The organism is Rheinheimera sp. B2H12, from assembly GCF_059620065.1.
On the sequence record NZ_CM184363.1, the window covers coordinates 1992310 to 2007905 of the forward strand.

The following is a 15596-nucleotide window of genomic DNA, read 5'->3' on the forward strand; positions in this document are numbered from 1 at the left end:
GTGTAACGACCAACCCGCTGATTGAGCTGCAGTCCGATCCAAAGCAGTCTATTAAGGCGGCGCGTCGCGGCTGATCAGTTCCACCTGCTGGCCACTGACCAGTCCTTGTTGACCTCTTACCACCAGTTTGTCGCCCGGTTTGACATCCGATTGCACAATATAATAAGCATCCAGCGAGCCGAGGATATCGACCTTCAGCCGTTCCACACTGCCATCGCTTTTGACCCGCCAGGTATGATAAGTGATGCCTTCCAGTTCCACCGCGTCATAGGGCACTTTACTGATGTTATCTGCTTGCACCGCCATGGTAATTTCCTGCCGGTAGCCGACCAGCAAATCGCGTTTATCTTTGGCCGGATGGTCAAAATACAAGGTCAAATGTTCCGCCGAAGAGTCCAGCTGTTGGCTGACTTCACGCAGTTTTAGCGGTTTGCCATTAAAATCAAACCTGTGGCCTTGTAAACTCAGGGTATTTTGATAGGCCATGATCGGCAGCTTGCATTCCAGCTGCTTGTTTTGGGTCGACATCAATTGCAGTATCGGTTGGCCTTCGGCCAGCTGGGCACCGGGCTCTGAGTTCACCGCAATCACCTGGGCATCAAAAGGGGCATAATGCGACAGCCGCTTAAACCGGACTTGCGCCGATTGCAGCTCCAGCGCTAAGCGCTGCATTTTCAGACCGGCACTGTCCAGTTGCAGCTTCAATTTATTCAGCTCTGCCGATGAAGCCAGGCCTTTTTTACTCAGCATATTGGCGCGGTTATATTCATCTTCGGCAAAGGTCTTGGCGATCCGTGCCGATTCAATATCCGTTTTGATTAATGCCAGGTTACGGCTGAAATAACCATCGTCCTGCTTGGCCACGAGCTGACCTTTACGCACCGAAGTGCCGACCGGCAGCAATTGCAATAATTCAGCGCTGGCATGGCTGGCGATCCGGTAAGTGACAGGTGCGGCCACCACACAGGGCAGGGTGTGAATGACATCACTGCCATGATGCAGCGCTTGTTCAATTGAGACTCTTTTGGCATTGGCGGTTTGCGCCATGCTCCAGCAGGGGACACACAATCCGATACAGAACAGCACCACAGATCTGGCTTTCATTCACATCTCCACAAACAACCGCCACGACCACACCGGCAGCAATCGGGTCATTTTACCTGCGAAGTGGCGGCACGTCCTGTATTTTTATCGATGCACAGCGCTATGACAGCTCAGCAGCATGGTGCCGATGGGGTGAAGCTGGGATGCAGATGGGATCAGGGCTGATCCCATCCTGGTCGTTTGGGATTAAGTCGCAGCTTTCATGCTGCGGACAAACTCAGCCAATTCGCTTAGCAACAGCGCGGGTTGCTGCAGATGGCGTTCAATAATCTGCACTATCGCTGAGCCAGAAATGGCCCCGGCGGCCCCGGCGGCTAACGCGGCTTTGACGTGTTCTGGTTTGGATATCCCAAAGCCAAGCAAGGTTGGGGCTGCGTTCACATCCCGCAGTTGCTGCACCAATTGTGAAGCTGGCATGGTGGCTGCCGTTTCAGTGCCGGTGACACCAGCGCGGCTGAGCAGATAGGTATAACCCCGGCCATAACTGGCCAGCTCGTTTAAGCCATCTTGGGTGATGTTCGGCGGGGCGATAAAAATCTGCGCTATGTCATGCTTTTGCGCCACAGTTCTGAACATTTTACTTTCGTGCAGCGGCACGTCGGCGATTAAAATCGAATCGACACCCGCCGCTTTGGCAGTGGCATAAAAATGTTCAATACCACGGGCTAACACCAGATTGCTATACAGCAACAAGCCAATCGGGATACTGCTGTGATAAGCCCGGATCCGGGTGATCAGCTCAAAACACTGCGCCGGTGTCACGCCAGATGCTAAAGCCCGGATATTGGCGTTTTGGATGGTGGGACCATCGGCAATGGGATCAGAGAACGGGATCCCCAATTCCAGCGCATCCGCGCCGTTGTCGATCAGGGTTTTGATAATCTCAAACGACAGCTCTAACGATGGGTCACCGATGGTGACAAAAGGCACAAAAGCGCCTTGTTGCTGGCTTTTGAGGCGGTGAAACATATCATCATAACGTTGCATGGTTGATCCTTGAGCAGCGCATTGCTGCAAAGGGCCTGGCAGCCAGGCCGGAAAATGAATAATTACGCTTGTGCTGCGGCTTGCTCCGCTAGCACCGCCATTACATGACCTAAATCTTTATCACCACGGCCGGATAAATTCACCAAAAGGACGGTCGGCTCAGTGGCAACGGTCGCCATTTTGATGGCATGCGCCAGCGCATGTGAGCTTTCCAGTGCTGGAATAATGCCTTCGTTTTTCGCCAGTAACTGAAAGGCAGCCAGTGCTTCGTCGTCGTTAATCGCCACATACTGAGCGCGGCCAATCGAGGCCAGATAGGTATGTTGTGGCCCGACAGCCGGGTAATCCAAACCCGCAGAAATAGAATAAGACTCTTCAATCTGGCCGTCGGCGGTTTGCATAATAGCCGTGTAAGCACCATGCAGAATACCAAAACTGCCGGTCGATAACGCCGCGCCGTGTTGGTGGGTGTGAATGCCCATGCCGCCTGGTTCAACGCCAATCAGTTGTACATTTTCCTCGGCGATAAAATCGGCAAACATGCCGATGGCATTAGAGCCACCCCCGACACAAGCCAGCACTGCATCAGGCAATTTACCCTCAGCTGCCAGAATTTGTTGTTTGGCTTCTTCGCCAATCATTTTCTGGAATTCACGTACTATGGTCGGGAACGGATGAGGACCGGCGGCGGTGCCCAGCAGGTAATGGCTGGTGGCGTAGCTGGCGGACCAATCGCGCATCGCTTCATTGACCGCATCTTTTAAAGTGCCGGAGCCGGCAGTGACCGGGATCACAGTCGCGCCCATCAGTTTCATCCGAAACACGTTCGGTTGCTGGCGCTCGATATCCTTGGCACCCATATAAATTTTGCAGTTCAGACCCAGCAGGGCACAGGCCAGTGCTGTGGCGACCCCATGCTGACCGGCGCCGGTTTCTGCAATAATGTCTTTTTTGCCCATCCGCTTGGCCAGTAATGCCTGTCCCAGCACCTGATTGGTTTTATGGGCGCCACCGTGCAATAAATCTTCACGTTTTAAATAAATTTTCACCAGCGGGTTTGGACTGATATTGCGACACAGCGTCAGCGGCGTTGGCCGACCGGCATAATGCGTTAACAAGTGCTGGAATTCGGCATGAAAAGCCGGATCGTCCTGGGCGTCAATAAAAGCCTGCTCCAGCTGGCGCAGGGCCGGTACTAACAGTTCTGGCACAAACATGCCGCCATATTCACCGAAATAAGGGTTAAGGGTGGGCTTATTCATAGCTAAATTCTCTGATCTGTTGAAAGGCGGTGGCAACTTTGACCGGATCTTTGATGCCGGGGGCAGATTCCAGTCCTGAATTCATATCCAGGCCATGCACGGCCAGGGGTAAAGCGGCGCTGACATTGTCCGGGGTTAAACCGCCAGCCAGCATCACAGGTTTATCGCCAAGCTGTTGCTGCAATAAAGACCAGTCAAATTGCAGGCCGGTGCCACCCGGAATGCCGGGCTGAAAACTGTCCAGCAACACGGCATCGGCATAAGGACTAAAACCGGGTAGCCGATCTTTCACCCGATAGGCTTTCCAGATTTGCACTGTCGCTGGCAATAAACTGCGTAATTGCTGCAGATAAACATCATCTTCATCGCCATGCAGTTGCACCACGGCCAGGCCAAGCGCTTTGGCCGTCATCGCCACCTGAGCTGCAGCTTCGTTGACAAAAACGCCGACATAATGCAGAGGGGCGGCTGCCATAATAGCAGCGGCCTGGCTTTGACTGACAAAGCGGGGTGAAGCTGGATAAAAAATCAAACCACCATAATAGGCTCCGGCTTTGGCCACAGTAACGGCTTGTTCCGGCCTGGTTAAACCACAGACTTTGTGCTGGCCCAGCGTCAGGGCATGCACGGCAGATTTCAGATCAGCTTGGGCCATCAAGGAGCTACCGACCAAAAAAGCCTTGGCGACTTTGCGTAAATGCCGCACCTGATGGTTCTCTCTGATGCCAGATTCCGAAACTATCGGGGTGCCAGGGGGGATCAACTTGGCCAGCCGGAAGCTGGTTTGCAGATCGGTCGATAAATCGCGCAGGTTGCGGTTATTAATGCCAATCAGCTCAGCCTTCAGCGCCACAGCCCGGATGGTTTCCTGCTCATCACTGACTTCCGTCAGCACTGTCATCTTCAGGCGATGCGCCAGATCGGCTAAAGTGCGGTACTCGGCATCGCTCAGCACCGACAGCATTAATAACACCGCATCGGCCCCATGATAACGACCGAGGTAAATCTGATAAGGGTCGATAATAAAATCTTTATGCAGTAAAGGCTGACTGACTTTTTGCCGCATCTGCGCCAGATAGCTGTAGCTGCCCTGAAAGAATTTCTGATCCGTCAGTACCGAGATACAGTCGGCGTATTTGCCGTAGACGGCGGCAATCTCGTCCAGATTAAAATCGGCCCGGATCAACCCTTTCGAAGGCGAGGCCTTTTTACATTCCAGAATAAAACGGGCACCGGGTTGTAGCAAAGCCTGTAAAAAACTGCGGCTGGCTGGTTGGACCGCGTCAATAAACTCAGCTAGTGGTTGCTGTTGTTTTAATTCAGCAACTTCGAGCCGTTTATGCGCAATGATAGTGTCAAGCACGTTCGCCATGACTAATCTCCTGTAAGGTGGCCAGTGCTTGCGCTGCCCCTTGCTGTTGTAAATGGCTGAGTACTTGCTGGGTCAGTAGCGCTAAATCCTCGCCCTGACCACAAATTTTCCGCATCGCTGCCACATTGGCAGCAATAGCGGCCAGATGGGCAAATGGCGCAGAGCCTGCCAGAATAGCTTGGCTGGCGGCGGCATTGTCGGCCGGTAATCCACCTGCCAGCTCGGTCAGCGCTATCGTTGGCAGACCAAAATCGGCGGCGGTCAAACAAAATTGATGTAACTGGCCGTCTCTGACTTCCGTCACCTGAGTGACGCCGTGCAGTGCAATTTCATCGCAGCCAGCACCATGCACCACCCAGGCCCGTTTAACTCCCAGTTGCAATAAGGCTTGCGCCATCAAATCGCACAAAGCCGGGTCATACACGCCCAACAACTGAAACTGCGGTGCCACCGGGTTTAATAATGGCCCCAATAAGTTAAACAGCGTTCTGGTCTTTAAGGCAGTACGCACCGGCATGGCATGGCGGATCCCCGGATGATAAACCGGTGCAAATAAAAAACTAACCCCAGCTTGTTGCAACGCTAATGCAGCCGTGGCCGGTGCTTGCTGGATATTCACGCCCAGTTGTTCCAATAAATCTGCCGAACCACTTTGTGACGATACGCTGCGATTGCCATGTTTGGCCACTTTCAGGCCAAATTCTGGTGCTACCAGCGCCGCAGTGGTCGAGATATTAATGGTATTGCTGCCATCGCCACCGGTGCCACAGCAATCAATACAGGCAAAATCCAGTGCCGGAAATGGCGTGGCGGCCTGGCGAAACGCCAGCGCAGCACCTGCCACTTCATCGGCGGTTTCGCCTTTGAGTTTGAGTGCAATCAGCACCGCGGCTAACAACACAGGTTCGACGTCACCACGCGCCACTGCGGCAAAAAAAACTTCGCTTTGCTGCTGGCTCCAACTTTCGCCCGCCAGTAGCTGATGCAAGTAGGGTTGCGCAGCAAAGGTGTCAGGGTTTGGCTGGCTCATATCACACCTCCAACTGGCTGTCCGTTGGCGGTGAGATAAGCCAGACTTTGTGCCAGTAAAGGTTTACCCAGCGTCGTTAAAATCGACTCCGGGTGGAACTGAAAGCCAAGCACCCGATGTGCTTCATGCACAATCGCCATCGGGATCTGCTGATAGCGGGCAATCACCTGCAGCTCTGCTGGTACTTCGGTCGCCATCAGGGAGTGATAACGCGCCACCGGAAAGGGCCTTGGTAAATTGGCAAACACTGGATGTTGATCTAATTCAATCAGTGAGGTTTTACCATGCACGGTTTCACCGGCGCGGCCAACCACACCGCCATAATGTTCCACCAGGGCTTGATGACCCAGACAAATGCCCAGCATCGGAAAACGCCCGGCACAAAGCTTGATCAGTTCCGGCATGGCGCCGGCGGCGGCAGGGGCGCCTGGCCCAGGGGAGAGCAACAGCACAATCTGCCGACCAGCTTGTTGTTGCTGTCGCATCTGTTCAAAAATATAACTGGCCGGGACTGTGTTGCGATACAAAATCAATTCGCAGTCAAGCTGAGCTAATTCATCAACCAGGTTATAGGTAAAAGAATCTTTGTTATCGAGCAAAAATACTAAGGTCTGTGCCTGAGTGGCAGCCGTTATTGGCTTGGTTGTCATTGGGCACCTCCGGCAGCCAGCACTGCATTAATCACCGCTTGCGCTTTGCTGCGGGTTTCATCCGCTTCCGCCTGGGCGACTGAGTCAAACACCACCCCAGCCCCGGCCTGAATATAAGCAGTGCCATTGGCAACATAAGCGCTGCGGATCACGATACAACTGTCAAAATCACCATTGCCGGCCAGATAACCCACAGCACCGCCATAACTGCCGCGTCTTTTGCCTTCCACTTGACGAATAAGCTCTGCCGCCCGAACTTTAGGTGCACCAACTAAAGTGCCCATATTCATACAAGCCTGATAGGCATGCAGGGCATCCAGCTGTGGTTTTAAGGTGCCCACCACGCGGGAGACCAGATGCATCACATAAGAGTAACGGTCAACTTTGAGTAATTCTTTCACATAACGACTGCCGGGCACGCTGATCCTGGCCACATCGTTGCGCGCCAAATCGACCAGCATCAAATGCTCGGCTTTTTCTTTTTCATCCTGGCGCAGTTCCAGCTCAATCCGGCTGTCCAAATCGGCATCAATGCCGCCTTTGCCGTTAAAACCGCGACGTCTGGTGCCGGCAATAGGATAAATTTCGACCTGACGATTGGCGGCAGAAAACTTCAGCGCAGATTCTGGTGAAGCGCCAAACAGGGTAAAGCCACTGTCACTGAGGTAAAACATATAAGGGCTGGGGTTTTGTTGTTTCAGCCTGGCATAAGCGCTTAATGGGCTGGGGCACGGCAAACTAAAACAACGACTCGGCACCACCTGAAACACATCACCGGCGATAATATTTTGCTTCAGCGCTTCAACTTGCGCGACAAAATCTGCATCGCTGATGTCCACCGCAACTTCGTGTTGAGCCAAAGCTGTGTTGTTGCTGGCGGGCTGAAATAGCGGGGTTTGACTGAGTCGGCGACTCAGTTGCTCTAACCTTTTACCAATGGCAAAACAGCAGACCATCGCCTGGTCGCCACAAAACACATTACCAATCAACCTGGCCTGTTGCTGCTGGTGATCCAGCACTAACACCGTTTCGGCCAGATAAAACAGATAATCCGGGCAAGCATTGTCACGGCTTGGCACTTGCGGTAATTCTTCCGCCACTGCCACCATGTCGTACCCGATGACGCCGCCAAGAAAAATGGCAAAAGGCTCGTCGCTGTGGTTTTTTAATTGTTGTTGCAAGGTGCGTAACACTGAAAACGGATTGGCGACGGTCAGCTTGCTGTCTTCATCCAGCAGCGGATCGGGCCGTTCAAAGGTCACGATTAACTGGCGTGCAGTGCGTTGTTGGCTGGCAACCGGCGGCAAGTGTTGCTGTAAAAATGTCAGCACGGCCAGACCGTTATCGGACACAGCATCAATAGTGACTTGCTGATCGCGACATTCCAGCCGGACGGCGGCGTCCAGCAACATCAGCGTTTTCAGATGGTCTTTGCTGTCGATTTCGGCAGATTCAAGTAACAGCGAATAAGGGCTGTCAGCACAAAGTTGCTGATAACAACCTAAGGCATCGCTCTGGTAAGGAATGGCCTGGGCAATACTGGCGACTTCGCCGGTTTGCTGGGTAATTTGACTAAATATCATTGGTAGTTCCTGTCGATCCCGCAGCGCGGGGCTTGTCTGGCAACCAGACTAAGCAAATGAAAAGTTACAATCGTCCAACACCGGGCCTGAGCCCCCTACGGAAAATTGCCACCATCGCCACGAGATTAAAGCCACTAAACTCATCTGTTGTTCCTGTCTGTTGTTTTTTTAAACTTGGTTAAAAATGTCGAAAAAAAAGGCCCGTTATCTGAACGGGCCTTGGGGTTTATTTTGGGTAAACAACGCCAACACACGTCCGGTTAAGGAGTATGCCACCACCAGGTGATTGCAGTTGTCAGCTGAACTTGTTGTAACATCGTCAGACTACCCTTGAATACATTGGTTGCTATCAAACCGCAAAAGCAGGGCGCTCGTCAAGTGACTGCAGCAGAAATCTGTAAATAAAACGGATAAATGGCTGGATGGCCACGATTTATGTTCGGGTAGCAAAGATGAGCGGCTGGCCGCCAAGACGTAGTCAAAAGCAAAAGGGGCCAAATTTTAAGGTTCAGCGAAAGTGTCCTGCATGCAGTTGGCTTCTATGGCACAATAGCGGCCTGATAGTTGCCGGATTTGTTATGAAAATAGATTTACACAGTCACACCAATTGTTCAGACGGGTTATTAAGTCCGGAGGATTTAGTCTGCCGTGCCGTGGAAAAAAAAGTGCAGGTGCTGGCTATTACCGATCATGACAGCACCCATGGTCTGGCGCGGGCTGCGGCGCAGATTGCCAGCGCGCAGTTACCGTTGCAACTGATTAATGGCGTTGAAATTTCTACTTCCTGGTATGAATTTGAAATTCATATCGTGGGGCTTAACATTAATCCCGACTGTGCGCTGTTTCAACATAGATTAGAGAGTCAGCAGCAACGCCGGCTGGAAAGAGCCACCGAAATGGCACGGCGGCTGACCAAATTTCAGGTGCCGGATTGTTTGCCAGCGGTATTGGCTATTGCCAATGGTGCTGCGATAACCCGCACCCATTTTGCCCGTCATCTGGTGCAAATTGGTAAAGCCAGTTCGATGAATAATGTGTTTAAAAAATATCTGGCACGCGGCAAAGCCGGTTATGTGCCGAATAACTGGGTGGCACTGACTGAAGCTGTGCAGTGGATCCATGACGCCGGTGGTATTGCTGTGCTGGCTCATCCGCTCAAATACAATCTGAATGGCAAATGGCTGACCAAATTAGTCCGCGAATTTGCCCTGGCTGGTGGCAATGCGGTCGAAGTGGCGTCACCGCAACAAACGCCGGTGCAAAAACGGGAGATTTGGCGGTTATGTCAGTTATTTGAGTTAACAGCGTCAGTCGGCAGCGATTTTCATCAGCCGACCGACTGGAACGAATTAGGCCGCGGTTTATATCTGACGGATGATATTGTACCGCTCTGGTCGAATTGGGATTTACCAGCCGCTGTTGCGCCAGTGCAGGCAATTGCGCTTGAATAATAGCTAAATCCTTGCTATTGCTAATAAATATTAATTCACAGATGGTTGAACTCAGTACTGAGTTGTCAACCCTTTGGTTTGACAATTGCTGGCACTGGCCGGCAGGGAGCATGTGATGAGCCAGTTTTTTTATGTCCACCCGGAATCACCGCAAAGCCGGTTAATTAAACAAGCCGTGCATATTATCAAACAGGGCGGCGTAGTGGTGTTGCCGACCGACAGTGGCTATGCCCTCGGCTGTCAATTGGCAGACAAGGATGCGATGGCGCGGATGTTGCAAATTCGCCAGATCAGCGGCGATCATCATTTCAGCTTATTGTGCCGGGACTTATCCGAACTGTCGGTGTATGCCAAGGTCGAGAACACTGCGTTCCGGTTGCTGAAAAACAATACCCCGGGCCCTTACACCTTTATTCTGCGTGGCACCAAAGAAGTCCCTAAGCGGCTGCTGAACGAGAAGAAGAAAACGGTTGGTTTAAGGATACCCGATCATAAAATTACCCTGGCGCTGCTGGCAGAGCTGGGTGAACCTTTAATGTCGACCAGTTTGATTTTGCCGCAGCAGGATTTTGCCGAATCCGATCCGGAAGAATTACGCGATCAATTGGAGCGGCAGGTGGACCTCATTCTGCATGGCGGTGTGCTGCCTGGTAACCCGACCACAGTGATAGATTTATCCGACGATATCGCTGTGGTGGTGCGTGAAGGTGCCGGTGATGTCAGACCCTTTCTGTAAGCGCTGATGCCGAACCCATCGCAAGCTGCAGAGCAGGCCCTGGCACCGCTGACAGTGCAAGCGCCGTTACCTTTGGCGTTTGTCCGGGGGGAAGCGGTGCTGGAGCGACCGGAGGATCTGTATATTCCGCCGGATGCGCTGGAAGTGTTGCTGGAAGCATTTGAAGGGCCGCTGGATTTCCTGCTTTATCTAATCCGCAAACATAAATTTGATATTGTTGATCTACCCGTCAGTGAAATCACCTTGCAGTATATGGCCTATATTGACCTGATGCAGGGCATGAACTTTGAACTGGCAGCAGAATATCTGGTGATGGCGGCGATGCTGGCGGAAATTAAATCCCGCTTGTTATTACCACGCCATGAGCATCAGCCCGAAGCTGAGCTGGACCCGCGTGCGGAACTGATCCGCCGGTTGCAGGAATACGAGCAATTTAAACAAGCGGCAACTGAGCTGGATTTGCAGCCGCGCCAGGAGCGGGACTTTTTTCCGGTGCGGGCCGAACTGGCGGACAATTTTGCGCCTTTGCTGATTTTGCCGGATGTGTCATTACAGGATTTAGTCGCGGCTTTAGCAGAGGTCGCCAAGCGGGTGAAAGATTTCCAGCATCATCATATTTCAAAAGAAAAACTGTCAACCCGTGAGCGGATGAGTCAGATTTTACAGCTGTTAAAAGAACAGGCTGGTTATTTGCAGTTTGGTCAGTGTTTTAGTCCGGAAGAGGGCCGGGCCGGGGTGGTGGTCAGTTTTCTGGCGGTGCTGGAACTGGTGAAAGAAAAACTGGTGCTGCTGGAACAAGTTCAAGCCTATGGTCAGATCCATCTGAAATTGGCATAATGCGCGCCTTTTGTCAGATTGAGTCTGATGGCAACAGCAGGAAGTCAGATGGCGGTGAAAATCAGCGAGACGCAATTGAGTCAGTTACTGGAAGCGACCCTGTTTGCCAGTGAGCGGCCGCTGACCATCACTGATCTGACTGAGACTGTGCTCTGTGATTTTGTGCTCAGTAAAAAACGTTTGCAACAAGCCTTGCAACAACTGATGCAGGATTATCAGGGCCGCGGTATTGAACTGGTCGAAACTGCCACTGGCTACCGCTTTCAGACCAAAACCGAATGGAGTGCCTATCTGGCCAGGTTATGGCCCGAGCGCTCGCCACGGTATTCACGCGCAGTGCTGGAAACTTTGGCGCTGATTGCCTATCGTCAACCTATTACCCGCGGCGAAATTGAAGCGGTACGTGGAGTGACGGTCAGCAGCCCTATTATCCGGACTTTGCTGGACCGGCAATGGATCAAAGTGGTGGGGCATAAAGAGGTGCCGGGCCGCCCCGGTTTGTATGCAACCACCAGCGAGTTTTTAACATATTTCGGGCTGAAAGACTTAGCTGCTTTGCCCGCTTTAACCGAGTTTTCAGCCCAGTCGGTACTAAATACCGACACTGAAGCTTTATTTAATACTGCCGCGACCGCTGTTGCGGCCAACACAGTCGGGATGACTGAGGAGACCTTATGAGTGAAAAGTTACAAAAAGTGCTGGCCCGTTCCGGTGTCGGTTCGCGCCGTGAAATGGAAAGCTGGATCAGTGCCGGTCGCGTGACTATTGATGGCAAAGTTGCCACTTTGGGTGATCGGGTATTGCCAACCCAAGCGGTGCGGGTCGACGGTCATCCGGTGAAACTGGCGGCAGAAACCGATCAGATCTGCCGGGTGATTGCTTATCACAAACCTGAAGGCGAAATTTGTTCCCGTACCGATCCGGAAGGCCGGCCCACAGTGTTTGACCGCTTGCCCAAAATGCGCGGCGCGCGCTGGATTGCCATTGGCCGGCTGGATATCAATACGTCCGGTTTATTGCTGTTCACCACCGATGGTGAACTGGCAAACCGCTTGATGCACCCTAAATTTGAAGTTGAGCGTGAATACGCAGTCCGGGTGTTTGGTGAAGTGACAGATGCCATGATCCAGAAACTCAGAACCGGGGTTGAACTGGAAGACGGTAAAGCCGCCTTTAAAAAAATCAAAGCCAGTGGCGGTGAAGGCATTAACAAATGGTTTAACGTCACCCTGACTGAAGGCCGCAACCGCGAAGTTCGACGGATGTGGGAATCGCAGGGCGCGGTGGTAAACCGGCTGATCCGGGTGCGTTATGGTGATTTAATGTTACCTAAGCATTTACCGGCCGGTGGTTATACTGAATATGCACTGGAAGAGGTGAACTATCTGCGCAAGATAGTGCATCTGGATTACGAAACAGAAACGCTGGCCAAGCCAGAAGATAAAGACGAGCGTCGCCGCCGGATGGCTTCAATTAAACGGGCTGTGCGTAAACACCAGATTTTACTGAAAAACCCGGAAGCCGCTGCCAAAGCTGAAAAAGCCAAAGCGGCGAAAGAAAAACCGGCGGCTAAAACCGGTAAAAATGGCAAACCATCGTTCCGTGGTAAACAACGGACTCGTGATTAACGGGCCAGCCTGAAAGCTGGCTTTCCCAGTCGTCGGTGTGGTGCATCAGTTGATGTCCACAACGACGGCGGGAATGATGGGATCAATAATAAACATCTGAGGCTTGGTGGATTTGCGGCTCATCCTGCAAATCTTCGAAACTGATGGCAAAGTGCTGCTGTTGGTCGTGGATATCCTGCAGATACACAGCTCTGTCCTGCGCATCAATCCAGCTTACGATGCCAACGCCTTTTTTGCTTTGACATAACATGCCGAGTTTCAGGTCTTGTACGTTCATGGTCAGGCTCCTGTTCAGTTGATATTCATTTAAGACTTATCAGGTTAGACGAACAAATTCGCTTTACAGATCTCCGACCAGTTGTAATTGCAGCTAAACACAGAAAATATAACTGAATTTATTTTTCAACTTTGCCAAATTAGCCCTCACCACGGCGACAGCCTGATGCCGTATCTATGCGAAGCCGTCATGCACAGGGCCAGTCTCAGCTTTTAAAATCAATATGCTGGTGAATATTGGTCCATTGTTCCGGGAATTTACCTTGTACAACATAGGAAAACGCAATTAATTCGGCGATGATCAGATACAACTCTTTGGGGATCTGATCACCCAGCTCCATTTGCCGGAGTAATTGATTCAGTGCCTCATCTTCGTGGATCAGCACCCCATGTTCGCGCGCCAGAGCCACAATTTCATCGGCCAGCTCACCATGACCCTTTGCGACTATGGTGGGGGCATTTTTGCCGTCGTACTGCAAGGCAACGGCGGCTTTCACCTGATCTTTCATCTGTCACTCCAATGGCGGGCTGGTTACAGTTGGACTTAGACTTTAACCGCCAATAAACTGTTATTGCGCTGATACAGCTGGGATGGAATTTTGCCCAGTTGGCACTGCGCTTCGGTGACTTCCAGCCCCTGCATTTTCAAACGGTCTTTAAGCAGTGGTAAAAACTGCTGCGCCATCGCCAGTGGGCCAGCCTGTTCGGTATAAAACTGCAAACTCACCTGCAAACCTGTCAGTCTGACCTGCACCAATAACTTGCCTTGGCTGGCTAAATCAAACTTCATCGTTAATTGCCACTGGGTGCGTTTTTGCCCTGGCGTGCTGCCATCGGCTTCACGTTCCGTCAGTGCCAATTCGGCAAAACGACTGTCGCCTTGTTGCAATAATGGCAATTGAATAAACAATTGCTGGCTCTGGCCGGGTTGCTGTTGTTGCTCAAGAGTCGCCAGCTGCGCACCTTGCATGGTACTGGCATGACCGGCTAACTGCCTTAGCAGTTGGCTGCTCTGCGCAGGTTCAAGCTGCGCGATCAGTTGCTGCAACTTGGCGCTGGGTGCCGCTTTAGTTTCAGTTTGCGGTAACTGACTCAGCCGGCCCAGCAGTAATTGGATCGCCAGCGCCAAAGTCGCGGCCGCTGCCGGGGTGGCGGCGGGGGATAACAGCGGCTGCGGATTAAATTGCAGTGCAGCAGTCAGTTGTTGTTGCAACAATGGCTGGCTGCTAATGGCTTTCGCGCTGTCCAGACTATGCTGGCGGATTTCAGTGAGCACCGCCTGCACTGCCGGTGGCAACTCCGGATCGAGCCTGAGTGGATCTACTGCAGGTTGGCTCAGTGGTAACAGTTGCCGCCATAACGGTGCCACATCGAGCATGGCTGTTTTACCAGGCTGTGCAATAGTCGCTGCCGGGCTGGCTGCTGCTTGCCACTGTAAAGGCCGGTTAAACTGACTGCTGTCAACTTTGACCGCTGCTGCGGTCGCGACAGTTTCGGTGCTGGCGGCCACTTGTAATTGCCAGTCTGCGCCTGCTTTAGCCGGTGGCAGCAAGCGCCATTGCAACGGCATCGCCTGCTGCTGCAAGGACAACGACGCTGCCGGACTCGCAGCCACTGCTGGCAGCGTGGTACTGATTGGCGTCCCGGCGCTGTGCGCCATTTGGGTCGCAGTTGGCGTGGTGGTTAGCGTAGCAGTTTGCGTAGCAGCAACCAGCGTCGGCAATAACTGCCGGCTTTGCGCTATGGTCAGCGTCTGGCTCAGGCTGTTATTTGCCATGCTGGCAGGAACCGCAGTGACCGCTGTCGCTGGCTGCGGCATTGATGATGCAGCAGAAGCCGAAGCTGTGGCTGTATTGGTTGTCAAGGCAGCGTGGATCTGTGGGGTACTGGTCGCGGCCGCCGTTGCTTCCGTCTTGCCGCTGGCCGTCAGCAGGATTTTGATCTGCAATTGACCCGCTGACACTTGCAGCAGCAGTTGTGCTGCCATCGGAGTTTGCGCTGGCCAATTGGTCGCTGCCGGCAACCACTGCAGTGGCAACTGTACTTGCCGTTGATTGCTTAATGTCAGTAACAACTGGTTGTCCTGCCGCTCCAGGCTGACAGGTAAAGGTAAAACCTGGTGCGCAGCAGCGGTACCGGCTTGTGGCTGCGCGGCGGCCAGTGGCTGCAGTAACTTCAATAGCTGAGCTGGTGCAATGGTAAAGAGCGCTGTGTTGGTTTTGGCCTGGGGTTGTAATAATAGCTGGCCGTCGGCTTGAGGCGTCAGTTGCAGTTGAAAAGTGCTCTGTGGCCCTTGTGGCGCCGGGGCGGTGGCAGGCATTACAGCCGGACTTGCCGTCAACTGCACACTTAGCTGAGGCGTTAATTGCAAACGAATCGGGCTGCCTGGCGTAGGTTGTGAGGTTGCCGTGCCGGTTAAAGGCATGCTGCTGCCAGACAAGGCCGAAGTTAATAATGCCGCTTGCGCCTGTGTCAGACTAATCTGGGCTATGCCCTGAGGCGTGTTGATTTGCAACTGCGGCTGGCCGTCACGGCCTTGGCCAAGCGTCGCCTGATAAGACAGATCCGGCTGCAGTTTTAAAGGCGACAAAGCACCGCCTCTTACAGTGGCTTGGCTACTCAGTTGGGCATCAAGATTGATCTGGTTCATAATTCTGGCTGTTATTGCGGCTATCAAGGT

Annotated in this window: 15 protein-coding genes; 5 read left to right on the forward strand and 10 right to left on the reverse strand. The window is 52.6% G+C overall.

The genetic code is table 11. The features are described 5' to 3' along the window. Positions 1-51 precede the first annotated feature (51 nt). The 7 genes from AC53GJ_RS08665 to AC53GJ_RS08695 all read right to left on the reverse strand — a co-directional run bounded on the left by AC53GJ_RS08665 (position 52) and on the right by AC53GJ_RS08695 (position 7988). Positions 52-1104 (reverse strand): efflux RND transporter periplasmic adaptor subunit, encoded by a 1053-nt coding sequence (locus tag AC53GJ_RS08665; RefSeq protein ID WP_496732269.1) that lies wholly within the window; start codon positions 1102-1104, stop codon positions 52-54. A 186-nt stretch (positions 1105-1290) separates the two neighbouring features. Further along, the gene (trpA, locus tag AC53GJ_RS08670; RefSeq protein WP_496732270.1) at positions 1291-2091 is read right to left on the reverse strand and encodes a tryptophan synthase subunit alpha; all 801 of its coding nucleotides are present in this window, start codon (positions 2089-2091) and stop codon (positions 1291-1293) included. A gap of 62 nt (positions 2092-2153) precedes the next feature. After that, complete coding sequence (trpB, locus tag AC53GJ_RS08675) at positions 2154-3353, reverse strand: tryptophan synthase subunit beta (protein WP_496732272.1); 1200 nt, start codon at positions 3351-3353, stop codon at positions 2154-2156. Beyond that, positions 3346-4725, reverse strand: coding sequence for a bifunctional indole-3-glycerol-phosphate synthase TrpC/phosphoribosylanthranilate isomerase TrpF (gene trpCF, locus AC53GJ_RS08680; RefSeq protein WP_496732273.1), 1380 nt, complete (start codon positions 4723-4725; stop codon positions 3346-3348). The genes trpB and trpCF overlap by 8 nt, the downstream gene beginning before the upstream one ends. Then, positions 4709-5755 (reverse strand): anthranilate phosphoribosyltransferase, encoded by a 1047-nt coding sequence (gene trpD, locus AC53GJ_RS08685; protein WP_496732275.1) that lies wholly within the window; start codon positions 5753-5755, stop codon positions 4709-4711. Before trpD ends, trpCF begins: the two co-directional genes overlap by 17 nt. Further along, positions 5752-6405 carry an aminodeoxychorismate/anthranilate synthase component II gene (locus tag AC53GJ_RS08690; RefSeq protein ID WP_496732276.1) on the reverse strand — a complete coding sequence of 218 codons (654 nt, stop codon included), beginning with the start codon at positions 6403-6405 and terminating at the stop codon, positions 5752-5754. Before AC53GJ_RS08690 ends, trpD begins: the two co-directional genes overlap by 4 nt. Then, positions 6402-7988, reverse strand: a complete 1587-nt coding sequence (locus tag AC53GJ_RS08695) for an anthranilate synthase component 1 (protein ID WP_496732278.1) — start codon at positions 7986-7988, stop codon at positions 6402-6404. The genes AC53GJ_RS08690 and AC53GJ_RS08695 overlap by 4 nt, the downstream gene beginning before the upstream one ends. A 578-nt stretch (positions 7989-8566) precedes the next feature. On the opposite strand from AC53GJ_RS08695, the gene rnm reads away from it, so the two are divergent. From rnm to rluB, 5 genes are all read left to right on the forward strand, one after another. Further along, positions 8567-9439 carry an RNase RNM gene (rnm, locus tag AC53GJ_RS08700; protein ID WP_496732279.1) on the forward strand — a complete coding sequence of 291 codons (873 nt, stop codon included), beginning with the start codon at positions 8567-8569 and terminating at the stop codon, positions 9437-9439. Between the two features lie 115 nt (positions 9440-9554). Beyond that, positions 9555-10175 carry an L-threonylcarbamoyladenylate synthase gene (locus tag AC53GJ_RS08705; RefSeq protein ID WP_496732281.1) on the forward strand — a complete coding sequence of 207 codons (621 nt, stop codon included), beginning with the start codon at positions 9555-9557 and terminating at the stop codon, positions 10173-10175. A gap of 6 nt (positions 10176-10181) precedes the next feature. Continuing rightward, the gene (locus AC53GJ_RS08710; protein WP_496732283.1) at positions 10182-11012 is read left to right on the forward strand and encodes a segregation and condensation protein A; all 831 of its coding nucleotides are present in this window, start codon (positions 10182-10184) and stop codon (positions 11010-11012) included. Positions 11013-11060: 48 nt separating this feature from the next. Further along, entirely contained in the window at positions 11061-11690 is a 630-nt protein-coding gene (gene scpB, locus AC53GJ_RS08715; protein ID WP_496732284.1) for an SMC-Scp complex subunit ScpB, read from the forward strand. Then, a complete protein-coding gene (gene rluB / locus AC53GJ_RS08720) occupies positions 11687-12640 on the forward strand; it encodes a 23S rRNA pseudouridine(2605) synthase RluB (protein ID WP_496732285.1) in 954 nt (317 codons plus the stop codon). The genes scpB and rluB overlap by 4 nt, the downstream gene beginning before the upstream one ends. Before the next feature lie 82 nt (positions 12641-12722). Here the strand turns inward: rluB and AC53GJ_RS08725 are convergent, their stop codons facing one another. The 3 genes from AC53GJ_RS08725 to fliK all read right to left on the reverse strand — a co-directional run bounded on the left by AC53GJ_RS08725 (position 12723) and on the right by fliK (position 15566). After that, positions 12723-12917, reverse strand: a complete 195-nt coding sequence (locus AC53GJ_RS08725; RefSeq protein WP_496732286.1) for a hypothetical protein — start codon at positions 12915-12917, stop codon at positions 12723-12725. A gap of 205 nt (positions 12918-13122) precedes the next feature. Next, positions 13123-13425 carry an EscU/YscU/HrcU family type III secretion system export apparatus switch protein gene (locus AC53GJ_RS08730; protein WP_496732287.1) on the reverse strand — a complete coding sequence of 101 codons (303 nt, stop codon included), beginning with the start codon at positions 13423-13425 and terminating at the stop codon, positions 13123-13125. A 35-nt stretch (positions 13426-13460) separates the two neighbouring features. Continuing rightward, positions 13461-15566 (reverse strand): flagellar hook-length control protein FliK, encoded by a 2106-nt coding sequence (fliK, locus tag AC53GJ_RS08735; protein WP_496732288.1) that lies wholly within the window; start codon positions 15564-15566, stop codon positions 13461-13463. Positions 15567-15596: the final 30 nt, after the last annotated feature.